Annotated in this window: 22 protein-coding genes; 5 read left to right on the top strand and 17 right to left on the bottom strand. The window is 63.1% G+C overall.

Annotation, left to right across the window (positions count from 1 at the left end; translation table 11 throughout):
• Positions 1–80 precede the first annotated feature (80 nt).
• Both AIOL_RS02885 and AIOL_RS02880 read left to right on the top strand, forming a co-directional pair.
• Complete coding sequence (locus tag AIOL_RS02885; RefSeq protein WP_049641502.1) at positions 81–671, top strand: LysE family translocator; 591 nt, start codon at positions 81–83, stop codon at positions 669–671.
• 97 nt (positions 672–768) lie between these two features.
• A complete protein-coding gene (locus AIOL_RS02880) occupies positions 769–1,578 on the top strand; it encodes a division plane positioning ATPase MipZ (protein ID WP_049641501.1) in 810 nt (269 codons plus the stop codon).
• Positions 1,579–1,619: 41 nt separating this feature from the next.
• On the opposite strand, the gene AIOL_RS02875 is transcribed toward AIOL_RS02880, so the two are convergent.
• The 10 genes from AIOL_RS02875 to AIOL_RS02830 form a co-directional block, all read right to left on the bottom strand.
• Complete coding sequence (locus tag AIOL_RS02875; RefSeq protein WP_049641500.1) at positions 1,620–2,558, bottom strand: BKACE family enzyme; 939 nt, start codon at positions 2,556–2,558, stop codon at positions 1,620–1,622.
• 3 nt (positions 2,559–2,561) lie between these two features.
• A complete protein-coding gene (locus tag AIOL_RS02870) occupies positions 2,562–3,590 on the bottom strand; it encodes a branched-chain amino acid ABC transporter permease (RefSeq protein ID WP_049641499.1) in 1,029 nt (342 codons plus the stop codon).
• The gene (locus AIOL_RS02865; RefSeq protein WP_049641498.1) at positions 3,587–4,450 is read right to left on the bottom strand and encodes a branched-chain amino acid ABC transporter permease; all 864 of its coding nucleotides are present in this window, start codon (positions 4,448–4,450) and stop codon (positions 3,587–3,589) included. Before AIOL_RS02865 ends, AIOL_RS02870 begins: the two co-directional genes overlap by 4 nt.
• 1 nt (position 4,451) lies before the next feature.
• The gene (locus tag AIOL_RS02860) at positions 4,452–5,159 is read right to left on the bottom strand and encodes an ABC transporter ATP-binding protein (RefSeq protein ID WP_049641497.1); all 708 of its coding nucleotides are present in this window, start codon (positions 5,157–5,159) and stop codon (positions 4,452–4,454) included.
• Complete coding sequence (locus tag AIOL_RS02855) at positions 5,152–5,880, bottom strand: ABC transporter ATP-binding protein (protein WP_049641496.1); 729 nt, start codon at positions 5,878–5,880, stop codon at positions 5,152–5,154. Before AIOL_RS02855 ends, AIOL_RS02860 begins: the two co-directional genes overlap by 8 nt.
• Positions 5,881–5,944: 64 nt before the next feature.
• The gene (locus AIOL_RS02850; protein WP_053101162.1) at positions 5,945–7,225 is read right to left on the bottom strand and encodes an ABC transporter substrate-binding protein; all 1,281 of its coding nucleotides are present in this window, start codon (positions 7,223–7,225) and stop codon (positions 5,945–5,947) included.
• Positions 7,226–7,263: 38 nt separating this feature from the next.
• Positions 7,264–8,181, bottom strand: a complete 918-nt coding sequence (locus tag AIOL_RS02845) for a 3-hydroxyacyl-CoA dehydrogenase family protein (RefSeq protein ID WP_049641494.1) — start codon at positions 8,179–8,181, stop codon at positions 7,264–7,266.
• The gene (locus AIOL_RS02840; protein WP_049641493.1) at positions 8,178–8,966 is read right to left on the bottom strand and encodes an SDR family NAD(P)-dependent oxidoreductase; all 789 of its coding nucleotides are present in this window, start codon (positions 8,964–8,966) and stop codon (positions 8,178–8,180) included. Before AIOL_RS02840 ends, AIOL_RS02845 begins: the two co-directional genes overlap by 4 nt.
• Positions 8,963–9,316, bottom strand: coding sequence for a cupin domain-containing protein (locus AIOL_RS02835; protein WP_049641492.1), 354 nt, complete (start codon positions 9,314–9,316; stop codon positions 8,963–8,965). Before AIOL_RS02835 ends, AIOL_RS02840 begins: the two co-directional genes overlap by 4 nt.
• A 75-nt stretch (positions 9,317–9,391) precedes the next feature.
• Complete coding sequence (locus AIOL_RS02830) at positions 9,392–10,228, bottom strand: cyclase family protein (protein ID WP_049641491.1); 837 nt, start codon at positions 10,226–10,228, stop codon at positions 9,392–9,394.
• Between the two features lie 216 nt (positions 10,229–10,444).
• Between AIOL_RS02830 and AIOL_RS02825 the strand changes: the two genes are divergently transcribed.
• Both AIOL_RS02825 and AIOL_RS02820 read left to right on the top strand, forming a co-directional pair.
• The gene (locus tag AIOL_RS02825) at positions 10,445–11,191 is read left to right on the top strand and encodes an IclR family transcriptional regulator (RefSeq protein ID WP_049641490.1); all 747 of its coding nucleotides are present in this window, start codon (positions 10,445–10,447) and stop codon (positions 11,189–11,191) included.
• 350 nt (positions 11,192–11,541) lie between these two features.
• Positions 11,542–13,644, top strand: coding sequence for an ATP-binding protein (locus tag AIOL_RS02820; protein WP_235438850.1), 2,103 nt, complete (start codon positions 11,542–11,544; stop codon positions 13,642–13,644).
• Between the two features lie 69 nt (positions 13,645–13,713).
• Here the strand turns inward: AIOL_RS02820 and AIOL_RS02815 are convergent, their stop codons facing one another.
• The 3 genes from AIOL_RS02815 to AIOL_RS02805 all read right to left on the bottom strand — a co-directional run bounded on the left by AIOL_RS02815 (position 13,714) and on the right by AIOL_RS02805 (position 15,967).
• Positions 13,714–14,772 carry a methylglyoxal synthase gene (locus AIOL_RS02815; RefSeq protein WP_049641488.1) on the bottom strand — a complete coding sequence of 353 codons (1,059 nt, stop codon included), beginning with the start codon at positions 14,770–14,772 and terminating at the stop codon, positions 13,714–13,716.
• A 3-nt stretch (positions 14,773–14,775) separates the two neighbouring features.
• The gene (locus AIOL_RS23885) at positions 14,776–15,573 is read right to left on the bottom strand and encodes a PfkB family carbohydrate kinase (RefSeq protein ID WP_152912322.1); all 798 of its coding nucleotides are present in this window, start codon (positions 15,571–15,573) and stop codon (positions 14,776–14,778) included.
• 103 nt (positions 15,574–15,676) lie between these two features.
• On the bottom strand, positions 15,677–15,967 hold the full coding sequence (locus AIOL_RS02805) for a hypothetical protein (RefSeq protein WP_049641487.1): 291 nt from the start codon (positions 15,965–15,967) through the stop codon (positions 15,677–15,679).
• 100 nt (positions 15,968–16,067) lie between these two features.
• Here AIOL_RS02805 and cobO point away from each other — a divergent pair, with 100 nt between their 5' ends.
• Positions 16,068–16,688: a cob(I)yrinic acid a,c-diamide adenosyltransferase gene (gene cobO, locus AIOL_RS02800; protein ID WP_049641486.1), complete on the top strand. Its 621-nt coding sequence runs from the start codon at positions 16,068–16,070 to the stop codon at positions 16,686–16,688.
• A gap of 109 nt (positions 16,689–16,797) precedes the next feature.
• On the opposite strand, the gene AIOL_RS02795 is transcribed toward cobO, so the two are convergent.
• The 4 genes from AIOL_RS02795 to AIOL_RS02780 are packed head-to-tail and all read right to left on the bottom strand — an operon-like array spanning position 16,798 to position 23,121.
• Positions 16,798–19,353 carry a polynucleotide kinase-phosphatase gene (locus tag AIOL_RS02795; RefSeq protein WP_049641485.1) on the bottom strand — a complete coding sequence of 852 codons (2,556 nt, stop codon included), beginning with the start codon at positions 19,351–19,353 and terminating at the stop codon, positions 16,798–16,800.
• Positions 19,350–20,174 (bottom strand): nucleotidyltransferase domain-containing protein, encoded by an 825-nt coding sequence (locus AIOL_RS02790; RefSeq protein WP_049641484.1) that lies wholly within the window; start codon positions 20,172–20,174, stop codon positions 19,350–19,352. Before AIOL_RS02790 ends, AIOL_RS02795 begins: the two co-directional genes overlap by 4 nt.
• The gene (locus tag AIOL_RS02785; protein WP_200898722.1) at positions 20,171–21,772 is read right to left on the bottom strand and encodes a 3' terminal RNA ribose 2'-O-methyltransferase Hen1; all 1,602 of its coding nucleotides are present in this window, start codon (positions 21,770–21,772) and stop codon (positions 20,171–20,173) included. The genes AIOL_RS02790 and AIOL_RS02785 overlap by 4 nt, the downstream gene beginning before the upstream one ends.
• Positions 21,706–23,121 carry an RtcB family protein gene (locus AIOL_RS02780; protein ID WP_049641482.1) on the bottom strand — a complete coding sequence of 472 codons (1,416 nt, stop codon included), beginning with the start codon at positions 23,119–23,121 and terminating at the stop codon, positions 21,706–21,708. Before AIOL_RS02780 ends, AIOL_RS02785 begins: the two co-directional genes overlap by 67 nt.
• Positions 23,122–23,193 lie beyond the last annotated feature (72 nt).

Genomic DNA, 23,193 nt, shown 5'->3' with positions numbered 1-23,193 from the left:
AGACCGGCGCCGTGTGAAACTGCCTTGAGGCACGGCCGGGCCCGCTGGACCTTCCCGCCGCGGTGCCGTAGCCCTTCCTCATGTTGGAATTTGCTCTCGCCGTCACGCTGATGCTGTCCACGCCCGGGCCGGGGGTGCTGTCCACGGCGGGCGTGGGCGCGGCCTTTGGCGCGCGCGCCGGGGTGGCCTATGTGACGGGGCTGTTTCTGGGCAGCAACCTGGTGATGCTGGCGGTGATCTCGGGGCTTGCGGCGCTCTTGCTGGCGGTGCCGGCGGTGCGCATGGTGCTGCTTGTGGCCTCCACGGGGTACCTGTTCTACATGGCGGCGCGCATCGCGCTGGCGGGCAGCAAGGTGGCCTTCATTCAGGCGCAGGCGCAGCCGGGCATACGGGCGGCGGTGCTGCTGCAGATCATCAACCCCAAGGCCTATGTGGTCGGCATGACCTTCTTCTCGGGCTTCGTGATCTGGTCGGACGCCTATTGGTCAGAGGTGGTGATAAAGCTGATCGTGCTGAACGCGATCTGGATCCCGATCCACATCGCCTGGCTCTACGCGGGCGTGGCGCTGGAGCGGCTGAACCTGCCCGCGCGCACTCAGCGCGCGATCAACATCGCCATGGCGCTGGCGATGCTGGGTGTGGTCGGCTTGGCACTGTTTTCAACGCAATAATCGCCCGAAAATCCAGCGCTTCCCAATTGACGCGGCCCCACATATAGTGTCTGCACAGGGCGCGGACACGAGCAGTCAACAAAAAAGAGGGTGGGCGATGGCGCATATCATCGTCGTTGGGAACGAAAAGGGCGGGGCTGGCAAGTCCACCGTCTCCATGCATGTGGCCACCGCGCTGTCGCGGATGGGGCATAAGGTCGGGGTGATCGACCTGGACCTGCGGCAGAAAACGCTGGCCCGCTACCTGGAGAACCGCCTGACATTTCTGTCCAAGAAGGGGCTGGACCTGCCCACGCCGGACTTCCGCGAGCTGCCCGAGGTAGAAAAGCGCGAGCTTGCCCCGGGCGAGAACATCTATGACCGCCGGCTGAGCATCGCCGTCGCCGGGCTAGAGGGCGTGGCGGATTTCGTTCTAATCGACTGCCCGGGCTCGCACACGCGGCTGAGCCAGGTGGCGCACTCGCTGGCCGACACGCTGATCACGCCGATGAATGACAGCTTCATCGACTTTGACCTGCTGGCGCGGGTGGATTCCGAAACCAACGAGATCCTGGGCCCCTCGGTCTACTCCGAGATGGTCTGGTCCGCGCGCCAGCTGCGCGCGCAGGCCGGGCTGAAGCCCAGCGACTGGGTGGTGGTGCGCAACCGCCTTGGCGCGCAGGCCATGGTGAACAAGAAGAAGATCGGCGACGCGCTGGACGAGCTGGCACGGCGGATCGGCTTCCGCCTTTCGCCGGGCTTCTCCGAGAGGGTGACCTTCCGCGAGCTGTTCCCGCGCGGTCTAACGCTTTTGGACCTCAAGGATATCGGCGTGGAACGGATGAACATCTCGATGGTCGCCGCGCGCCAGGAGCTGCGCGACATGATGGTGGCGTTGGAACTGCCTGGGGTCTCGGTGGACTTCTAGCCTGCTTAAAGCGGCGCGTACCCGCGTCGCACGCGCCGCCGTCAAAACGCGACCCTGTCGCCACCTTTCAGATCCAGGATTTCGCGCGCCTCATCGGGCGTTGCGACCTCGTTGCCCAGGTCCTCGACGATGCGGCGGATCTTGGTCACCTGCTGCGCGTTGCTCTCTGCCAGTTTCCCGCGCGAGATAAACAGGCTGTCTTCAAGGCCAACCCGCACATGGCCCCCCATCTGACTGGCCGTCGCGGCCAGCGGCATCTGCGCGCCCCCGGCCCCCAGAACAGACCAGCGATAGTCATCGCCGAACAGGCGGTCCGCGGTGCGCTTCATGAAGATCAGGTTGTCGACCTCGGGGCCGATGCCGCCGAGAATGCCAAAGATGAACTGGATGAAGATCGGCGCTTTGAAGAGGCCGATATCCATGCAGAACCTCAGATTATAGAGATGGCCGACATCGTAGCATTCATGCTCGAACTTGATGCCATGCGGGGCCAGGGTCTCTGCCGCCTCTTTGATGTCCCGAAAGGTGTTGCGAAAGATGTTCTGATCGGACCCCGCCACATAGTCCTTTTCCCAATCGAACTTCCAATCGTCATCGCCGTAGCGGTTGGCGAGCGGATGAAACGAGAAGTTCATCGACCCCATATTCATCGAGCACATCTCGGGCGAAAAGGTCTTGGCCGGGGTGATGCGGTCCTGGATCGAAAGCGTCAGCGAGCCGCCGGTCGAGATGTTCACCACCGCGTCCGTGGCCTGCTTGATGCGCGGCAGGAAGGGCGCGAAGTCATGGGGGCGGACCGAAGGTGCTCCGGTCTGGTTGTCGCGCGCATGCAGGTGCAGGATCGCGGCCCCGGCCTCGGCCGCGTCCATCGCCTGCTGGGCGATGTCGTCATAGCTGTAGGGCAGGGCGTCTGACATGGTGGGCGTGTGGATCGCCCCGGTGACCGCGCATGTGATCACCGTCTTCCTCTGACGCGCCATGGCTCAGGCCTCCTTTTCGGGTTTCGGGGCAATCACGCGATAGCCCAGCGGGAAGAGCTGCAGATCGAACCGGCTGCGCACCAGCCCCCAGATGCCCTTGGGCGCGCGCAGCATCATCACGATCGCAACAAGGCCAAGCACGATCAGGTAGATTGTCCCAAGATCGGCCAGGGTCTCGCGCAGCGCAAAGAACACCAGCGTCCCAATGATGGGCCCCTCGATGGTGCCGATCCCGCCGATGACCACGATGAAGATCACAAAGGCCGTCCAGTCGTTGACGCTGAACGCCGCGTCCGGCGAGATGCGCAGCTTTTGCAGAAAGATCAGCGCACCGATCATCGCCGTCAGGGCCGAGGTCACCACGTAGACGGTGAACTTGGCGCGCCAGATGTCGATGCCCAGGCTGGCCGCGGCCAGCTCGTTGTCGCGGATCGCGGTCAGGGCCAGCCCCTTGCGCGAGCGCAAGAAAAGATAGACGCAGCCGACGACCAGAACCGCGGCCCCAAGCGCCAACCAATAGCTGATCGACTCACGCATCGCGCGCTTGGAGGCGAGCGATTTCACGATGGCGACCGGAAGCGACGACCCCGAGCCGCCGCCCAGCGCCGAGATCTGCGCGAACCCAAGCCGGAAGACCTCGGCAATGACCCAGGTGCCAATCGCGAAATAGGCCCCGCGCAGGCGAAAGATCAGCACCGCAACGGGCATTGAGACCAGCGCCCCAAGGAGGCCCGCCAATCCGATGGCGGCCAGGGGATGCAGCCCACCGAACATGGTCAGCGCAAACAGCACGTAGCCGCCAAAGCCGACAAAGGCCTGCTGCCCGACCGAGACCAACCCGGCATAGCCCGCCATAAGGTTCCACAGCGAGGCCAATGCGAGGTAGAGAAACAGCTCTCCCATCAGGCGCATGTCGGCGCGGCCCGCCCACCAGGGCGCGCATACCAGGACGATCAGGGCCAGCGCGCCCAGAACGGCGGCCACGCGCGCGGCCTGCGACGATCGGGTGACGGTGTAGTCCTGCAGGCTCATGCCGCGATCCTCGGGAACAGACCATTGGGGCGAATGGCCAGGATGATAAGGAAGGCCAGGTGGCCGGATAGGATCTGCCAGCCCGGGTCGATCTTGGCGCCCAGGGTTTGCGCGACCCCAAGGATCACGCCGCCGGCCAAGGTCCCCCAGAGATTGCCCAGGCCGCCGATGATGACCGCCTCAAAGCCAAAGATCAGGCGCCCGCCGCCAATCGAGGGATCAAAGCTGGTGCGGATGCCAAGAAGAATGCCCGCAATCGCCGTCACCGCCAGCGCCAGCGCCATGGCGAGCCCAAAGATGTGGCGGCGGTTCAAACCCATCAGCTGCGCAATGTCCTGGTTGTCGGACACCGCCCGGAACGCCCGGCCAAGGCCGGTGCGGTAGAAGGTCCATTGCAGGCCCCAGATCACCGCGACCGCGAAACCGAATGTCAGCAGCGGCAGAACCCCAAGCGTCAAGCCACCCACCGTGACGCTGGCGGTCTCTAACGCCCCGGCATCCATCTTCTGCGGGTCGGCGGTGTAGAGCTCCAGCAGGCCGTTCTGCAGGATCACGCTCAGCCCGAACGTCACCAAAAGCGGCGGCAACAGGTCATCCCCAAGGGTCTGGTTCAGCAGCCCGCGCTGCAGGGCGTAGCCAATCAAACCCATCGCGGGCACCACGATCACCAGCGCCGCTAACGGGTGCAATCCCACCGTGGTTGTGACCGTCAGGCCCAAATAGGCCCCCAGCACGATCAGGTCGCCATGCGCGATGTTCACCAGCCGCATCACCCCGAAGATCAGCGACAAGCCGGCCGCGAACAGCACATAAAGCCCGCCCAGCAAAGTGCCCTGCACGATTGCGTTCAGCCAGTCCATTTCACGCGATCCCGAAATAGGCGCGAGAGATCTCCTCGCGCGTGACTTTGTCCGATGCGCCTTCCAGCGAGACGCGCCCCTCTTGCAGGCAATAGACCCGGCCAGAGACTTTCAGGGCCTGGGCGATGTCCTGCTCGACGATGATGGCGCTCATGCCGTCTTTGATGATGCCCGGCAGCGCGGCGTAGATGTCCTTGATCACGATGGGCGCCAGCCCAAGGCTGATCTCGTCAAACAGGAGGAGGTCGGGGTTCGACATCAGCGCGCGGCCGATGGCGACCATTTGCTGCTGCCCGCCGGATAGCGAGATGGATTGCTGGTCTTTGCGCTCGTCCAGGATCGGGAACAGCCTATAGACGGCGCCCAGATCCCATGGCCCCTTGCGCCCGACCTGCGCCCCAATCATCAGGTTCTCTTTGACCGAAAGCGACGGGAAGAGCTGCCGCCCCTCCGGCACCATGGCCAGCCCGCGCCGTGCCACCTGATCCGCGCGCAGGCGGCTGATATCTTGCCCGCGATAGCGGATTTGGTTCGCGCCGTTGCGCAACAGCCCGGTGACAGAGCGCATCAGCGTGGTCTTTCCGGCGCCGTTCGCCCCGATGATGGCCAGGACCTCTCCGGGGTCGACATGCATGTCGATGCCATAAAGCGCCTGGAAATCCCCGTAATGGGCCGTGAGCCCGCGCATCTGAAGGATGGGATCAGGCATCCGCTTCGATCCCCAGATAGATCTCTTTCACCTCGGGGCTCTCCATGACCGCGCGCGCTTCGCCCTCGGCGATCTTCTTGCCGAAATCGATCACGATCAGGCGCTCGACCACCGCCATAAGCGCGTGCACGACATGTTCGATCCAGATGATCGTGACCCCGCCAGCATGTATGCTCTTGATGGTCTGAACGAGCGAGCTGCATTCCGCCTCGGTCAGCCCGCCCGCGATCTCGTCCAGCAATAGCAGCTTGGGTTTGGCGCAGAGCGCGCGCGTCATCTCTAGCCGCTTGCGTTCAAGCAGGGTCAGGCTTGCGGCCTGCGCATTGGCCTTGGGCAAAAGCTCGGTCTGATCCAGCACCTCGATGCAAAAGCGCTCGGCATGGTGCCCGTATAGCCCCGCCGACTGCGTGGCGGCGATCATGGCGTTCTCAAACACGGTCATGCCAGAGAAGGGCTGGGGCACCTGAAAGGAGCGCGCGATGCCCGCATGGCTGCGCCTGGCGGGGCTCATGGTGGTGACATCCCTGCCGTCGAACTCCACGCGCCCGTGGCTGGGGCGCAGTGTGCCGGTGATCAGGTTGAACATCGAGGTCTTGCCCGCGCCGTTGGGGCCGATCACGCCCAGCGCCTCGCCCTCTTGCACCTCATAGCTGAGGGCATCGGCGACGGTCACGGCACCGAAGGCTTTGCTCAGATCGTGAAGTCTAAGGATGGTGCCCATGGTCTCCTCGCTCTTCGCCCGGCGTTTGTTAGGACGGCGCCCGCGCCGCCGCCGCCGAGTTTGCTTAGCCGAGCAGCTTCAGATCACCGGTCCTCGGGATGTTAGGGGCAGAGGCATTGGCCACGATCTTTAGATCGAACCCGTCGCCATCCTTCTGCCACTGCCCTGCGACCAGAGGCGTCTTGGTGACGTTGTTGATCGGCCCATTGGCCCAGTTCACGTTGCCGACAATCGTGTCGATATTGGTGCCGGTGATTGCGGCGACGATGGCCTCTGGGTCTTCCAGGTCTTCGGCGCGTTTGATCACGTCGGCGACTACCTCGAACAGCGCGTGCTTGAAGCCGATCGGCTGGGTCCAGGGGCGTCCGGAGGCGACCGAGTACCCCTCGGCCAGTTCCTTGGCCGACGCCCCCGTCAGAGAAGAGGCGAAGGGGTGGTTCGGCGACCACCAAACCTCGGACGACAGGCCGTCGCCGCGCTCCCCAAGCGACGCGATCACCGATGGGAACAAAAGCGCCTTGCCGATAGTCACGACCTTGGGGCGAAAGCCCTGCTGTGCCGCCTGAGCCCAGAAGGTGGCGAAGTCCGGCGGGATCATATTGCCGGTCACGATCTCGCAGCCGGCCTCCTTGAAGGCAGCGATGTAATTCGAGAAGTCATCCGATAGCGGCTGATACCGCCCGGGGTCGATCAGGCCGTAGCCCTCCGCCGCCAAGGGCTTTGGCAGGCCCAGCTCGGGATGCCCCCAGGCGTTGCCGTCGGCATCGTTGGGGAACAGCCCGCCGACGGTCCTGGCGGCCCCCGACTGGCCCCACATGTCCAGGAAGGCGCCGATGACGTCCTCTAGCCCCCAGAAGAAGTGGTAGGTCGAGGCAAAGCCCTCTCCCGGAACGCCGTTGCGACCAAAGAAATAGGGCTGCCAGGGGCAGTCAGTGGTGATGCAGGGCACCTCGTTGACCTCGGCCTGATCCGAGACCGGGTTCACCGTGTCGGGCGTCGAGGCCGCAACGATGATGTCGACCTCGTCGCCCAGGATCAAATCGGCGGCCACCTCGGCGGCGCGGTTTGGGTTCGACTGGCTGTCCTTCGAGATGATCTCGATACTCCAGGCCCTGCCGTTGTTTTCGATGCCTCCGGCAAAGGCCTCTTGGATCCCGGCCAGCACGAATTCGTCGGCCTCGGCGAACCCGGCCAAGGGGCCGGTGCGCGGGCTGACATGGCCAATGCGCAGGGACGGCGTGGCGGCGTAGGCGCGAGTGGTCGACAGGATGGCAGGGCTGGCGATCATTGCGCCCGCACCGGCAAGGAACCCCCGGCGGCTGGATGCGGCTAATGTCTTTTGCATGGTTCTTCCTCCCTTTTGCTGACTGTGCGGCCAGCGACTTAGTTTTCTAAAATCGTTTCAAGTTTCCTCAGGTGGTTGGCGACGCGCGCGCGGGTGGCTTCGGCCTTGGCGCTGGTCCATTTCTGGAACCCCTCGCCGGTCTTCATCCCCAGCCGTCCCTCGGCGACGAGTTGCTGCAAGTAGGGCGAGGGCCCACGCCGCGCCTCGATGTCGTGCAGCACGTTCTCATGAATATCGAGCGTAAGATCCGTGCCTACGAGGTCGGCGTTCTCCAGCGGGCCAAGCACCGCAAGGCGGCGGCCAAAGCTGGACTTAATCACCGTGTCAACGGCCTCGGCATTGCAGATGCCATGCTCGACCAGGCTGACCGCCTCGCGCCAAAGCGCGTGCTGCAGGCGGTTGCCGATGAAGCCAGGCACGTCCTTTTCGACCATGACCGGGGTTTTGCCCGCGCCGTCGAGCAGGTCGAGCATCGCCCGGGCCACATCCGGATCGGTCCATTCGGTCTTGATGACCTCAACCAGCGGGATCATGTGCGGCGGGTTCCACCAATGCGTCCCAAGCGCCCGGTGCCGCAGGCGCAGGCCCGACATGATCTGGGTGATCGGCATGACGGACGTGTTCGACGCCAGGATGCAATCCGTGGGCGCATGCGCTTCGATCTCGGCGAATATGCTCTGCTTTAGCGCCATCTTTTCGGGCGCGGCCTCGAAGACCACATCCGCTTTGCGCACCGCATCGGCGGTGGTGTCGAAGATCTCGGTCATCCCCAGTGCCAGGGCGATGGCATCATCGGCCGCGCCCATCGCGTGCATGCTCTGACGCATCCGGGCCAGGACACTGTCACGCGCCTCCGTGACCGGGTCAGTGATCGCAACTTGGTGACCGGCGCGCGCCAGGGTCAGGGCGATGCCGTGGCCCATGAGACCGCCACCGATGACCGCGATCCGGCTCATCCGGCGGTGTACCCGCCATCGGCGTATAGGATGTGGCCGGTGTAGAAATCCGACGCCTTGGAGGCAAGGAATAGCAGCGGCCCGGCCAGGTCCTCTGGCTCGCCCAGCCGCCCCTTGGGAACGCGGGCCAGAAACCCATTGCGCACATCGGTGGCGGCCTCGGTCTCCTCGAACATCCAGGCGGTCAGGGGCGAGCGGAACACGGTCGGCGCGATGGCGTTGACGGTGACCCCAAAGGCGCCCAGCTCGCAGCCCAGCGCCTTGGTGATGCCGTCGATGGCTGCCTTGCTGGCGCAATAGGCGGTGTACCCCGCCGGATGCCCCAGCAGCCCGCGGGCCGAGGACATCAGCACGATCTTGCCGCCCCGCCCCTGCGCCTTCATCTGCTTGGTGGCGGCGCGCGCCATCAGCCAGGACTGGGTGACATTCGCGTCCATGACGCTTTCGAAGGTGTCGGGCGCCATCTCGTCGATCTTGGCGACCCTATTCATGCCGGAGGCCACCACCAGGATGTCCAGCGCGCCAAAGGCGTCCACGGTCTTGGCCACCAGCTCGGCGCAGGCGGCCTCGCTGTCGGGGCGGCCAACCATCTGATGGGTGTCGCCGGTGCAGGCGGCGGCGGTCTCGGCCATGGCCTCGGCGTTGCCCGCGGCCAAGGCGACCTTGCAGCCCGCGCCAGAGAGGCAGCGCGCGGCGACGGCTCCAAAGGCGCCGGACGCGCCAGTGATCAGCGCGACCTTGCCGCCCACATCGAACATGCTGAGGGGGTTATCCAATGCGCTCATTTCGGGCGCCCTCCCTCGGGATAGGGGATCACCACCAGCATCTTGCAGACGTGGTTGGATCGGTTCTCGATGCGGCGGACCTGGCCGGGCGGGACGGTGCAGCTGTCCAGCGCGCGCAGCACCTCGGTTTGGCCGTCCCATTCGATCGTGATCTCGCCGTCCAGCACCACATAGACCTTCTCGAACGGGGTCGCGTCCGGCCCCGCGCCGCCGCCGGGCAGGAACTGGCTGAAGCCCACCCATTGGTTCTCTGGCCCGCCATCCTCGAACCCCTGAAGCCGCAGCCCATTGACGCCCCAATGATTGGGAGCCTCGTAGGGTTCGGCCTCTTCAAATCGTTTGATCCGCATTGGCTCCTCCTTGGGCTGGGGCCCTGGCCGCGCCGAGGTGATACCGACGTGATACCGACATGGGTTTTGACCGCTCTAAAAGCTCTCGCCCGCCTCAATCCGGTACTGCTGGCCCCTGTCGATCATCGCCACGAGGCGAATGATACAGCCGTCGCCGCGGTCCCAGTTCCACGGGAAGAAAGCGAAGGTACAGCGCTTGCCCGTCACGGCATCCAGATCGCCGCCGACATTCTCAATGCCGAGAATGCCCTGCGAGAACAGCATGTTATGCACGGGCTCCCATTCTGGGAAGTCGACCTCCCAGGGGGTGCCGCCGGACCATTCCAGGTATTCCTGCTCGAGATGCGGCAGGATCGGGCCGTTGCGCTGCGGACCAATGGCCGTGGCCAGCGGGTGGTCATTGGCCTGGGTGTCATGGCCCACCACCTTGATTTTGTTGGCAATCATCCAGTCCGCCGCCGACGGTACCAGACCCGGGCAATAGGCAAAATAGTCACCGTCCTCATATTGCTTGTGCCAGCCGGTGTTGATGATCAGCACGTCGCCCTTGCGGATCGCATGCCCGCAGGCCTTCTCCAGGTCATCGCCGGTGATTTGCTCCCACTTCTTCTTGGGGATGGACACTACGAGCCCGGTGCCGAAGAAATGCGGCAGCGGCACCTCGTCAATGAAGGGCGTGCCCTGCACCACATGCGCCGGAGCGTCGATATGGGTGGTGACATGCATTGTCGTGGTGATGGTTTGCGACAGCACGCCGGACTTTGCCATGTAGTGCTTGCGGTCGATCTGGACGTCTTTGAAATAGGGCCAGTTCGGGCACTGAAAACCGAAACGGTGGCTGAGGTTGAAGAACTCCAGACCCATATCGTTGTCGGTGTTGTCCTGGAACGCGATGCCGCGAATTTCGACCATCAGGCAAAACTCCTTTGTTCGCCGAATGCCCGGCGGTTCTGATTTTGGAATGTCCCGGTGGCTCCTCCCACCCGTCCTGCATAGTGATACATATGCACCGCGATGCGGTCAACAATGAGCCTGCAATGCGGTTGACATGTATCGCATCGCGGGACACTAGTGCATGTGCGCATGCGGCGATCAAACGACCGCCACCAGCAGGTGAAAGAGAGTTAAATGTCTGAGAAGTATGATAAAGGCGGCATACAGGTCATCTCGCGTGCCGCTTCGATTCTGCGCGTCTTGAAGGAAACGCAATCCGGGATGAGCCTCGGCAATATTGCGGCGCGGGTCAGCCTGCCCCGCTCTACGGTACAGAGAATCACCAGCGCGCTCGCCGAGGAGGGCTATGTGATAACCGACGCCCATGGCGGCGGCCTGCGCCTTGGGCCGGAGCTCAGCGCGCTCGCCGGCGCCGCCCAATACAACATCGTCGAGCATTGCCGGTTGCTGTTGAACGAGCTCACGCAGAAGACCGGCGAGACGACGGATCTGGCGGTCATGCGCGGGATTGGCATGGTGTTCCTTGATCAGGTGCCCGGCTCGCATCGGCTGACGACGGTTTCCAAGGTCGGCGAGGTCTTCCCCTTGACCACCACCGCCAACGGAAAGGCCTGTCTGGCACAGCTGCCCGAAGACGAGGCGGCCAAGCTGATCACGAACGAATGGACCCGCAATGGCGTGACTTCCGACGTGGACGCGCTGCTGAGGCAGCTGGCCGAGATCCGGCGCACCGGGCTTGCCTATGACCTCGACGAACACTCATCGGGCGTCTCGGCGATTGGCTTTGCGTTCACCAATTGGGGCGGCGAGCTGCATGCGATTTCCGTGCCCGTCCCGTCCTCGCGGTTCAGCGGTCAGCGCCGCATGATCGAGAAGGCTCTTTTGGAAACCGCCGTGAACATTCAGCGCATATTTAAGTGATACCGGAGGCGTGCGCGCTGCATGTCCCGCAAGTGAAACCAAAACTCATGGGGCGCAGATAATCTGATCCTAAGGTTGTTCGGGAAGCGGCGAAATCTCCCCTAGGCTCATTCATCCAAAAGAGTTTTGACATTGCACGTGTTTCCCGTGTCTCCTGCTTCAAGTGGTATAATGATCGGCAGTTTTACGCGGTGCGCACGGACTCCATAGCTCTGGTTAATTTCGCCCGCCTTGGGCTGAGGCTGTATTGGCTGCGGCAGGTCATGTTCGTGGGGGCGACGATTGTCACGACCATCTACCTGCAAAGCGCGATACCGATCGCGTGCTATTTTGCATGCCTCGCTCCTGAGATGGCCGAGATATTTTTGGCCCGGCGGATCCTTTCGGCCAAGGAGCTAAGCGAGGCTGCCGTAGATCGATTTGTGCGGTGGGAGACAATCGTCGGCGCGCTAAGCTCCGTCGCCGTCAGCGCGTATGGCATCATCGTTGCGCAGATGGGCGAGGACGCGTTTCTATTCGTGCCGCTGATCTATCTCTTCTCGGCGGCACTTTACGGGACGATCTTCAACCACCCGGTCAAGCCTGTGCTCATTGCGCGAACGGCGGTCTATGTCGTTGGGTTCCTTATCCTTGGCGGGCTCGACCTATTCACGGCACCTCCCGAGCGGCAGTTCCTGGCCATCGTCGTTCTCGTCACATCCTTTTCGGCGTCCTTCTTCTTTGTGATCAACGCCATGGTCTTTCGCGCCAATTACGTTGAACGGCGCAGGCGCGAGCAGGCTCTGATCCAGCGCGAAGCCATGCTGCGCAGCGAGATCGAGGAACGCAAGAACGCCGAAATCGCTAAGGAAAGAAGCGAGACGCGCTTTAAGAGCCTATTCGAAGGCGCGCCCATCCCGATCCGCGAGGAAGACCTCTCCGGGATCAAGCGCCTCGTGGATGCGACTGGCCTGACCGACCCCGACGAATTCACGGCCTATCTGGACGCGCACCCCGAATTCCTCGATGCCTGCGCCACGCAGATCGTGGTCGTGGACGCCAATCGCGCATCCCTCGCCCAGCATGGCTACGCGGATCGGCAAGAGATGCTGGCCAAAGTGGTTAGAACGCTCTCGCCCGCGGCCAAGAAGATCGTGCGTTTGACTGCCATGGCCATCCACCAGGGCAGCCCTGGCGCGACATACGAGACCCAGATCATCCGCGCCGATGGCAAGCGTCGCACCGTTACGGCAACATGGTCTGTGCTGCCCGGCTACGAGGAAAGCTATGCGCGCATCCTTCTATGCTCGGTCGATCTGACCGAGCGATTGGCGGCCGAGGAAGCGTTACGGCAAGCCCAAAAAATGGAGGCCGTGGGTCAGCTTACCGGGGGCGTGGCACATGACTTCAACAACCTCTTGACCGTGATCCGCGGCAATATGGACCTGCTAAGCTCCACCGCCGAGCTTGATCCTGAGCTTGCGGATCCGATCCTGAACGCCGTGCAACGCGGCGCCGAGCTGACCCAGCGCCTGTTGGCGTTCTCGCGAAAACAGCCGCTCTCGGCGCAGCCGATCGACCTGGGCGACCTGGTGACCGGCATGGCGCAGATCTTGCAGCGCTCGCTGGGCGACGACAGCACAATTTCCATCGATATCCATGACGATCTTTGGCCGGCGCTCGCCGATCCGGGCCAAGTCGAGGCCGCGCTTTTGAACCTGACTTTGAATGCGCGCGACGCGATGCCGGACGGCGGCACGGTCTCTTACGCCTGTCGCAACGCAACCGTCGGCGCCGAGAACGACCTGGAACTAGAGCCCGACGACTATGTCATCCTTACGGTGAAGGACACCGGCATCGGCATGTCCGCTGACGTGATTAAGCATGCGTTCGAGCCATTTTATACGACCAAGGAAGTCGGCAAAGGAAGCGGCCTAGGGCTTTCGATGGTCTATGGCTTCACCAAGCAATCCGGGGGCACGCTGCAAATCGTAAGCACGCCCGGCGAGGGCGCCGCGATGTCGCTTTACCTGCCGCGCTCAAAAATGGCGCTGCCAGAGCGCGACCGCATGGCGAACTCGGAACCCGTCGCTCTGGGCGCCGGACAGACTATACTCGTCCTGGAAGACGACCAGGATGTCCGAAACTACCTGATCCGGCTGATTGAATCCCTGGGCTATCGGACCCTGGAGGCGGGTGATGCGAAGGCGGCGCGAGAGGTCCTTCGCTCGGGGCGGGAAATTGACCTGCTGGTGTCGGACATAATGCTGCCCGGCGGCGTGCGAGGGCCGGAATTCGCGGCGGAATTGCTGGAAACCGCGCCGTCAACGAAGGTCGTTTTTGTGTCCGGCCAACCCGAAGAGCTACAGAGCGCCAAAACCGACGCCCTTCGAAATGCCGCGGTTCTCTCAAAGCCGTTCACCCGGGAGATGCTGGCAGAGTTAATCCAGCGAGCATTAACGGAGACCGGGTAAGTCACGGTGCATATGCTGACCGTTGGCTGCCCAGGCGATGGCCTTGGCCTTTTGTCCTTGGGCGCCCGCTCAGAACAGCGCCGCAACGGTCATATCCGCCGCCGCTGGGCTTAACGCGATGGGGATGTCATGCATGATCGCCAGCCGGGTCAGCGCCTGCAGGTCCACGTCGCTGCCATGCGATGCAGAGGGATCGGCAAAGAACACCACCGCGTCCAGCTCGCCCGTCGCCACAAGCGCGCCCAGCTGCTGGTCGCCGCCCCGTGCGCCGCGCTGTAGGCGCTCGATATTGAGGCCCTCTGCGGCCTCGCGCAGCATGGCTCCAGTGCCGCCGGTGCAGACCAGCCGATGCCCCGCCAGCGCCTCTTGATGGCGCAGCACCCAGGCCCGCAGATGCGCCTTGCGCCCGTCATGCGCCACCAGGGCCAGGCGCCGCGGGGCCGTGGCCACGTCCCTAGCGCGCGCCGTGATCGCCAGGATAGAGCGCACCTGATCCACGAACCCCTCCGCCCCCGGAAAGGCCCCGGCAAAGGCCGCCGTGCCCACGGTGAACGCCGCGGCGCCCGCCTGGGCCACCGCGCGCACCCGGGCCTCGCTGTCGATGCTGCCGGCCACGATCACCGGTTTGCTCACGGCGGCAGAGACCCGCTGCATCAGGCTCTCAACGTCCCCTTCGAACCGATAGGCCAGCAGGTCCAGCCCGTGCACATGCTCTAGATCCGCCAGCGCGCGGGCCGAGGCCACAATGTCTCGGTCGGGGCCCTCCAGCACGCTGGGGTGGCCGGTGATCCGCCCCGGGAACGGGTAGTAGCGCAGCGGGTGGTCGCGGGTAACCTCGGTCACCGCCGCCGCCCGCGTCCCGCCCAGCAGGCAATCCACATCCAGCGCCACCGCCGCGCGGGCCGAGGCCAACTCGCTCTGCTCATCGAGGCTCACCACCTCTAGGTAGGACCGTCCGCCCGCCGCGCGAATCGCCGCGGCCAGCCCTCGAAGCTCTTCCAGCGGCAGGCCCACATCCTTGAACCCGATATGGCGGGCGCCGCCCTCCAGCGCCTCCTCAAGCCGCGCCCGCGCATCCGCTATCGTGCGGTCGTTCTCGGTCAGCATTAAGATGAAATCAAAGCCCATGGCCTAAATCCTCTGCGCGGCGATCGGCGGGGCCGCGGTCCAGATCGAGGCGCCGCCGGTGATGTCCAAATGATCGCCGCCCTGCGACAGGCGCGCAAGGGCCTCAAGATGCCCAAGCGCCTGGCCCACAGGAAGTCCCGCCGCGACCAGCGCCGCAAAGACGTCGCCCACCCCATGCGGCATGTCAGCGTAGCGCGGGGTCTGGTAAAGATCGGAAGCGCTGGGCGAGACCGACAGCACGCCGGTGTCCTGTGGCAGGGGCGGAGATGTCACAATCACCCGCTCTGGGCCCAGGCTCTGCGCCGCATGCGCCGCCGTGGTGACATCCGGGCAGGTCCGGCCGCTCAGCCATTCCAGCTCAAAGAGGTTGGGCGTGACGGTATCGGCCAGGGGCAGCAGGCGGTCGCGCACCGCCTCGGCGACGTGCTGTGGCACGTAAAGCCCCTGAGGCGTGTCGCCAAGGATGGGGTCCACGGTCACGCGCAAGTCGCGGCTGGCGCTGCGCATCCGCGGTATAAGCTCTTCGGCGACCGCGACGTGCTCTACCGACGGCATGTACCCCACCAGAAGGGCGCTATGCGCGGCAAGCCAGCCATTGGCGTCCAGCGCGTCAATCATCCCGCGCAGCTGCTTCGGCTCCGTGGCCGCGCCGGCCACATGCGTCCAGCCCGGATGGTTCGACAGCGTCACCGTCGGCAGCGCGGTCACCGCATGCCCGAGGCGCTGCAGCACGGGCATCCCCGCCGATAGCCCGACATGGCCATAGGCGACGGAGCTGGAGAGGATCAAAACAAGGGACAAGCGGTGGTTAGCCTCTGCGCGCGCCGAAGGGTCTGCCCGTATCGTTACACGCTTTCGCCGCGAAGGGCCCGCCAAAACTGCCGCCGCGCCGGGCGCGAGCGACCTAGCAGTCCAGCACCGCCCGGATCACGTTGGTGTCGCCGCGCATCGTGTAGGACACGGGCGGGCAGCCGGTGGCCTGCTCTATCGCTGCGGCGGCCTTGACCATGATCAGCCCCTCGCGCGGCGCGGCCTCTGCGTTGACGCGGATCGCCTCGACCTCGCCCGCCTTCTGCCGGATCGAGAAGGTGGTGCCCTCGATGGTGACGCGCGTGGGCTCCAGCCCGATATAGCGCGGGCTGGGGCTGTCGCAGGCGGCGAGCGCGGGAAGCGCTAAGAGCAGGACGAGACGCATATCGCGACTATCCCGCCGCTTGGTTAATGAATGGTTACCCTTGCACCCCCCGCCGAGCCGGATACTCTGCACCGACCCTCCCGCGAAAGGACCCCGTCCCATGACCGACGACACACCCGAAGATCTTGGCCGCCACGCCTCCAAGATGGCCAAGAAGAAGGCCGCCCGCGACAAGATCATGGCCACCAAGACCGAGGAGAAGGGCCTGATCATCGTCCACACCGGCAAGGGCAAGGGCAAGTCCACCGCCGCCTTCGGGATGATCTTTCGCCACATCGCGCACGGCCGCAAATGCGCCGTGGTGCAGTTCATCAAGGGCGGGATGTCGACGGGCGAGCGGGACATGATCCTCGACAAGTTCTCCGACAGCTGCGCCTTCCACACGATGGGCGAGGGCTTCACCTGGGAGACCCAGGACAAGACCCGCGACACCGAGATGGCGCAGGCCGCCTGGGAGAAGGCCAAGGAGCTGATCCGCGACGAGAGCAACCACATGGTGCTCTTGGACGAGATCAACATCGCCCTGCGCTATGACTACGTGGACATCGCCGACGTGGTGGAGTTCCTGGCCACCGAGAAGCCGCACATGACCCATGTGGTGCTGACGGGCCGCAACGCCAAGGACGAGTTGATCGAGATCGCCGACCTGGTGACCGAGATGGAGCTGATCAAGCACCCGTTCCGGTCCGGCGTGAAGGCGCAGATCGGCGTGGAGTTCTAGGGCACGCCCTTCGCATCCGCGGCTGGCCATCGCCGAGATCTGCTTGGTCGACCGCGCAGAGCCCAAATGGACTTATGCTGCATGATGTCTGAACGGCGGGTATTTGTAGTCACAGACGTGGATCAACAGGTTCACTCTCCAGCGCAAGCACCGCCAAAGCACATTCATGTACCTTGGAGAGCGGTCGCCCTTCGACAAACCGATTGAGCCCTTCAAAGCCGAGCTTGAACTCACGTTCTGCAAGTGAAAATTTGCGCCCCAGACCACGTTGGCGCAGGCGTTCGATATTCTCGGGAAAGTCATAGTCGGGGCCATAAATGATGCGCAGATAGTCGCGCCCGCGCACCTTCATTGCCGGTTGGATCAGGCCCTTATCACCGCGCAGGGTGAAGGCGTTGGGCTTCAACACCAGCCCCTCACCGCCAGCGCCGGTGTGTTTCATCCACCAGCTGACAACCGCCTCGCGATCAGCCGCACTGTTCAGATCGACCCGTTTCCAACCCGTCATTTGCAGGATCGGATCGGCCTCGGCCAGCTTGCCCAGGGTTTCCATATGCCAGGTATGGGGCTGATCCGCATGTACCTTGCCTTCGCTCGCCAGGATGTGGAAGGGCGCTATGCGATATTCGTCAATGCGGTCTGCCGCCCAGCAATAGCCGTCAATTGTCTGCCCCATCCGCTCTGCATTGGAGAGCTGGTTGGTTGCACGCGCGCGGAGGGCGTCCAACCCCTCGATTGCGCCAGACGTCGCAATGGCCTCCAGCAGCGCCGAAGCAGAGGATTTTGCCGCGGTCATGGTCGGAAAATACTGCCGTTTGAGCAAGTCCTGCGCCTTGGCGGACCAGGGCATCAATTCGGCGTCAAGCAGCACCCATTCGGACTGAAGCTCTTGCCACAGACCCGCCGATTGCATGGCTGCCCGCATTCGTGCGACAACCGCGGCTTCCTCGGTCTCATCTTTGAAGAAGGGGCGCCCGGTGCGCGTGTAGATAACGCCCGCTTTGCCGTCCTCTATGCCAAAACGGACCTGGGCGGCGTCAGCATCCTTGGCGAGCACCAACAAGGCGCGCGAGCCCATGTGCTTTTCTTCGACAACCAGGTCCGTCACGCCCCGGCTGGCGAAATGGTCCATCGCCTGATCGGGATGTTCCAGAAACGGGCCCTCAGGCGCCGTCGGGCAGGCGGCCATGGTGGGCGGCAGATAGATCAGCCACCTGGGATCCACCGCGAAGCGGCTCATCACCTCCAGCGCGGCAAGGCTGTTTTCCTCGGGGATCTGCAGGGTGGATTTGAACCGGGTCTCGATGCGCATTTTCGTTGCGTAATCATCGAAGTAAAGCAGACGGTCATGGTCCTGCTGCGCGGACAGGGATTGATCTGCATCCAAGGGCTTTGCGGGGATGGCGTATTGCGCTTTCGCCGGGACAGAAACCGTCTCTCGCTCGGGCCAACGCAGCGCCGTCAGTTTGCCACCAAAGGCACAGCCGGTGTCGACGCACATGGTGTTGTTCAGCCATTCGGCCTCGGCCATCGGCGTATGGCCAAAGACGACATCTGCATTGCCGCGGTAATCTCGGGCCCATTCCAAACGCACCGGCAGACCAAACTCGTCGACCTCGCCGGTTGTTTCTCCGAACATGGCGAAGTTGCGCACATGGCTGGAGCCGCGCCCGTGCAGTTCCTCTTTCAGGCCGGCATGGGCAATGACCAGATTGCCATCGGCCAGCCAGGCATGAGAGCGCAGGTCCCAAATGAAATCCGAGACCTGCTTGCGGAAGGCCTCCGAGGTCTTCTCAAGCTCGGCGACGGTCAGGTCCAGCCCATGCGCCTGCGTCACGTTCCGGCCCTTTAGCCATTTGTTCAGTTTGAAGTCATGGTTGCCGATCACACAGCGGCCAGAGCCCTCATCGCACATGCCCATCACAAGCCGCAAAGCATCCAGATTGCGCGGCCCCCGGTCCGTGATGTCGCCGACGAAGAACGCCGTGCGACCCTCTGGGTGACGGGCGCGGATCAGGTCCTCGCAACCGGCTTCGAATGGATCAATCTGATATCCGAGCTCCCCCATAAGCTCGGTCAGCTCATCAAAGCAGCCGTGAATGTCACCGATAATGTCGAAAGGTCCGTGATCGGTGCGGTTATCCGTCCAAAGCGGCTCACGGGAAATCTCCAGCGCATCCACGTCTTCAGAGGATTTCATGATCTGAACCTGGCGAAAGCCTTCCTTTTGCAGGCCGCGCAATCCACGCCCAAGCGCCCGTGAGTGGTTGCGCGGTACGTGTTCGCCAAAGTCACGGTTCGGGCGGTCTTGATTGCGTTCATGGCAAATCTGAGGATCGATATCCAACACCAGCGCCACGGGGAGCGCATGGTATTTCCGCGCCAGCTGCACAAGCTTCGCTCGATCCTCGCGTTTCACTGATGTGGCATCAATTACGGTCAACAAGCGACGTTTCAGCCGAATGGACGCGGTGTAGTGGAGCAGGTCAAAAGCGTCACCCGTCGCCGCGAGATCGGTTTCATCATCCGACACGATTGCGCGGCAGGCATCCGAGGACACAATCTCGGTTTCCAGAAAATGCTTGCGCGCAAAGCTGGACTTGCCCGAGCCGGTGGCGCCGACCAGGACGACAAGCGCAAAATCGGGGATGGCTATCTTGGTCATGCGGCATCCCCTTCAAAGCGTCCGCCATTCACAATCAACCGCAGCAGCTCATTGCCCTCGCTCATCAAATCCGGCCGCTCATCGCGCTTTGCCACAACCTCGGCCCAGGTGATTTGATCCTGGATAAACGCGTCGATCATCGGAATGCGTGCGCCGCGCCCGATCTCTTTCGCGGCGGATTTCAGGATCAGGAGTTTCTCAATATGCGCGATCAGTTCGGGATCCAAAGACAAACCCTCCACCAACGCCTGCATGTTCATTGGCGGTTGCACCAAGGGGTTCTGCCTGATCCACGAAATCGCCAGGGCGGGGCGCAGGATGTAGAAGTACTTCTTCAACGACACATCCGGGTTGTCCCCGACATGCTTGTCCCACTGTTTTACGGCCAGATTGCGATAGTGATGCAGGCAGCTTTCGCCAAATGTGGTTTTGTCCGCGAAACGGATCAGGCGGTCGCATAGGGCGTCATTCCAGCGGTACCGGATCGGGCTCGACAGCCATTCCAGCATGACCGGATTGGGCTTGATCAATAGCCCAAGCGCTTTGCGAATGTCCCAGCCATTGATGTCCCAATCGCCCTCGATGGGCAGTTCAATGACATCGCGGCCCGGTTCGATGCTGAGATACCAGTCGGGCGGGTGGGCATAGACGAAGCGGACGTCATAGTCGCTGTCCGGCGACGGAAATCCCCAGGCGCGGCTGCCGCTTTCAATTGCAAAGAGGATGCGCACGTCGTGATCGGTCTCCAAAGCGGTCAGCTTGGATTGGATCGCCGCTTCGATCTCTGGCGCGACGGATGGGATGAATGCAGGCAAGTTCATGCGACGCCTTTCTGTTTGAACACAGCCATCTGCGACGGGCTGCCATGGGTGTCATCGACCGGCCCCAAGGGGGCGAAGCTGACGTCATAGCCATGTTCGCCGGCCACAGTATCGGCCCAGCTTTCGAACTCTGCGCGGGTCCATTCGAACCGGTGATCCGGGTGGCGCAGCTTGCCATCCTTGAGGCCCTCGAACAGCACGTTGTATTCCCGGTTGGGCGTCGTCATCACCACCAAACCCGGGCGGGCATCCGCAAAGAGCGACAGCACCAGCGCTGACAGGCGGTGCGGTTCGATATGTTCGATCACCTCAACCAGCGTGGCCGCGTCAAATCCCTGCCAGCGCCGGTCCCCATAGGTCAGGCTGCCCATCTGTAGCGTGACGCGCTTGGCCATGGCGTCCCCTGCCTGATGCAGCCGCAGCTTGCGATGAGCGGCTTCCAGGGTTCTCACCGACGCGTCCACGCCGACAATGCGCGCCAGACCGCGCTCTTTGATGAGCCGCGACATTAATCTGCCTTCGCCGCATCCCAGATCAAGGACCGAGGCGATATTGTTCTGCCTAAGCACCTCTGCCACCGCATCCAGCCGCAGGGCATGCAAGCGCATTGGTTTTTCAAGCTGCTCTTCAGGCCTCAATTTCGGAGCGCCCTCTGGCGCCTCGTCCGGCGGTGCCGCCTCTTCGAGGCGGGCAAGGGCCATGTTCATCAGCGACTTGCGGTGCTTCAGGGCGCGGCGCGTGATCAGCTCCTTGTCGGGATGCTCGGACAACCACCCGTCACCTTTCGCCAGAAGCTTGTCGATTTCCTCTTCGCTCACATAGTAGTGCTTGAAGTTATCCAGGACGGGAACCAGCACGTAGATATGCCTCAGAATGTCAGCCAAGCGCATAGTCGCGGACAGGCGCAGATCGACGACCTGCTCTTGGATGGTCTCTGACGGAGACAGGATCGTGTAACCCAGAGGCTCGAACAGGCGTTTGACCAAATCGAGGTCACCCGACAAAGCAACCGGAACAACGCGGACTTCAAACGACAGCGCGCGGTCTGCCAGGTCCTGCCGATCCTTTGACTTTCCGGCCATGGTTTGGGCAAAGACCCGCCCCATCGCAACCGACAGAAATGAGCTTGCCACAAAGGGCCGGTCGTTGACGTATTGCGCCAGCAGGCCATCGCTTTGCTGGTTCTTTCCCCGCACCAGCGCGACCGGGTCGAGATCGAGATGCATCACAGCCGTCGTGCGGTCCTGAGATCTCTCGGGATAGAAAATCATGACCTCTCCGGCCGAGATTTCCCGCCTATGCAAGTGATCAGGATGCTTATGCAGCAAGAATCCAAGATCACTTGCCGCGTAATCAGCATCTTTGGGTGCGGTTAGGGTGATTTCGAGCTGCATAGTTTGGTCACTCAAGAGTAATTTGAAATATAAGGCGTATTGGCCGATCGGGTGGGGAAAAGGCTGCCGCATTTGATCTGGGTTTGGTCCTAGGATCAAGCACGCGCCCGGGAACACGTCGCCAAACTCGCCGGGGACTACCGGCGACTTTTCTTCTTTTTTTGCCAGAACGGTGGCACGTCGCCCGCCATGATACAGCCGCAAGGGTCGATATAGTCTTCGATCTCGGCCAGATCGTAAGACTTTATCTGGGCGACCACATTGCCGGCGTTTTTGTAGCTCGACGGCAGTTCCGACGCGTCCACACCACCGGCATGAAAGCGCACGTCCAGCCCCTCGGTCTCGGCCCTCAGCATCTGCTCAGGCGTGACCGACCCCATGCGGCGCTTATGTTCAGAGCGCGAGAAGTTGCGCCCGGCTCCATGCGGGCTAAAGCCAAGACCGTGATCGGCGTCTTTGCCGCGCACAACAAGTACCGGCTCGGACATGTTCAGCGGAATAAGCGTCAGCCCCGTTGCGTCCGCCGCGTAATCCCCCCAGGCCGGGGTCGCGCCCTTGCCGTGATAGAACAGATCACCCCGTTTGAAGACAAAGTTGTGCTCGTTCCAGAAACGCTCTCCTACATCGCCCGCACGCGCGGCCTCGACCGTCGCCTGATGGATGGCAATGTGGTTGGCCTTGGTCCATTTGCGGATCAGTTGCAGGGCCTCCCAATAGTCGCGGCCTTCTTCGGTGTCCGCTGGGATCCAGGCGTTCTGCTTGGCCGTCTCGGGCGACAGTTCCCGGCGGAAATTCTCGGCCACATGCATCCCGTGCTTATAGAGAACCGCCCCGGGCCCGCGCGACCCGTGATGGGTCACAACGGCGGTGCGCCCGGTTCTGCGCGAGCGCCCGACGAACAGAAAGTGGTTCCCGTCACCCTGAGTCCCCATATGCTCTTGCGCCATGCGCAGCATCTTGGGGCTGTCCAGGAACGGGTTTTCCCGGAACGCATCAAGCAACTTTACCGAAGTGGTGAACCGCTTGCCCTGCGGGCGACCGCCCGGGCCGAAATGCGTGACCGACTGCGCCGCGTCCAGCACGGTCTTTGGATCAGCATTGCCCAGGTCGGTGATCATGACCGAGCAGCAGATATCAGCCGAGTGCATCCCCGGATGGATCGCGTTGCGCGCGGCTGCCACGCCGCCCACTGGAATGGTCCCGACAGGACCCGCCGGGCAGGCATCGGGCATGATGGCTCCCGCCTCAATGGTCGGCGTGCGCATCAGAGCGGTCATGGTTTCACGCACCTTGATGACGTTATCCTCTTCGTCTGGGTGACCCGCCTTGATGTTCTCGTAGAACGGAACCTCACCAGGCGCGCGCAGGTCCATCGTCACCGGAACGGCGGGGATCTCTGCCTCCAGCTCACGGCGGATCCGCACCAACCCGAGCCCCTCGGAGCGCATCTCATTGGCCCGTGCCAGCAGCGCGGGGAATTGCTTGCCGGGGCGATGCCCCCATTCCTTCAGGTGCTCGCCTGTTACCGGGTAGTTGGTGTTTTCGTCGCTCATCTTTCCATCTCATTCTAACATCAGTCACGGCGACAAGTTGGTCGCTTTTGCGTGCAAACAGCGACCGGGGTG

Origin of the sequence: Candidatus Rhodobacter oscarellae, assembly GCF_001078595.1 — a bacterium.
In the GTDB taxonomy this organism is placed as follows: domain Bacteria; phylum Pseudomonadota; class Alphaproteobacteria; order Rhodobacterales; family Rhodobacteraceae; genus Rhodobacter_B; species Rhodobacter_B oscarellae.
The sequence above is the reverse complement of the archived record's forward strand: the minus strand, read 5'-3'. Positions and strand labels throughout refer to the sequence as shown.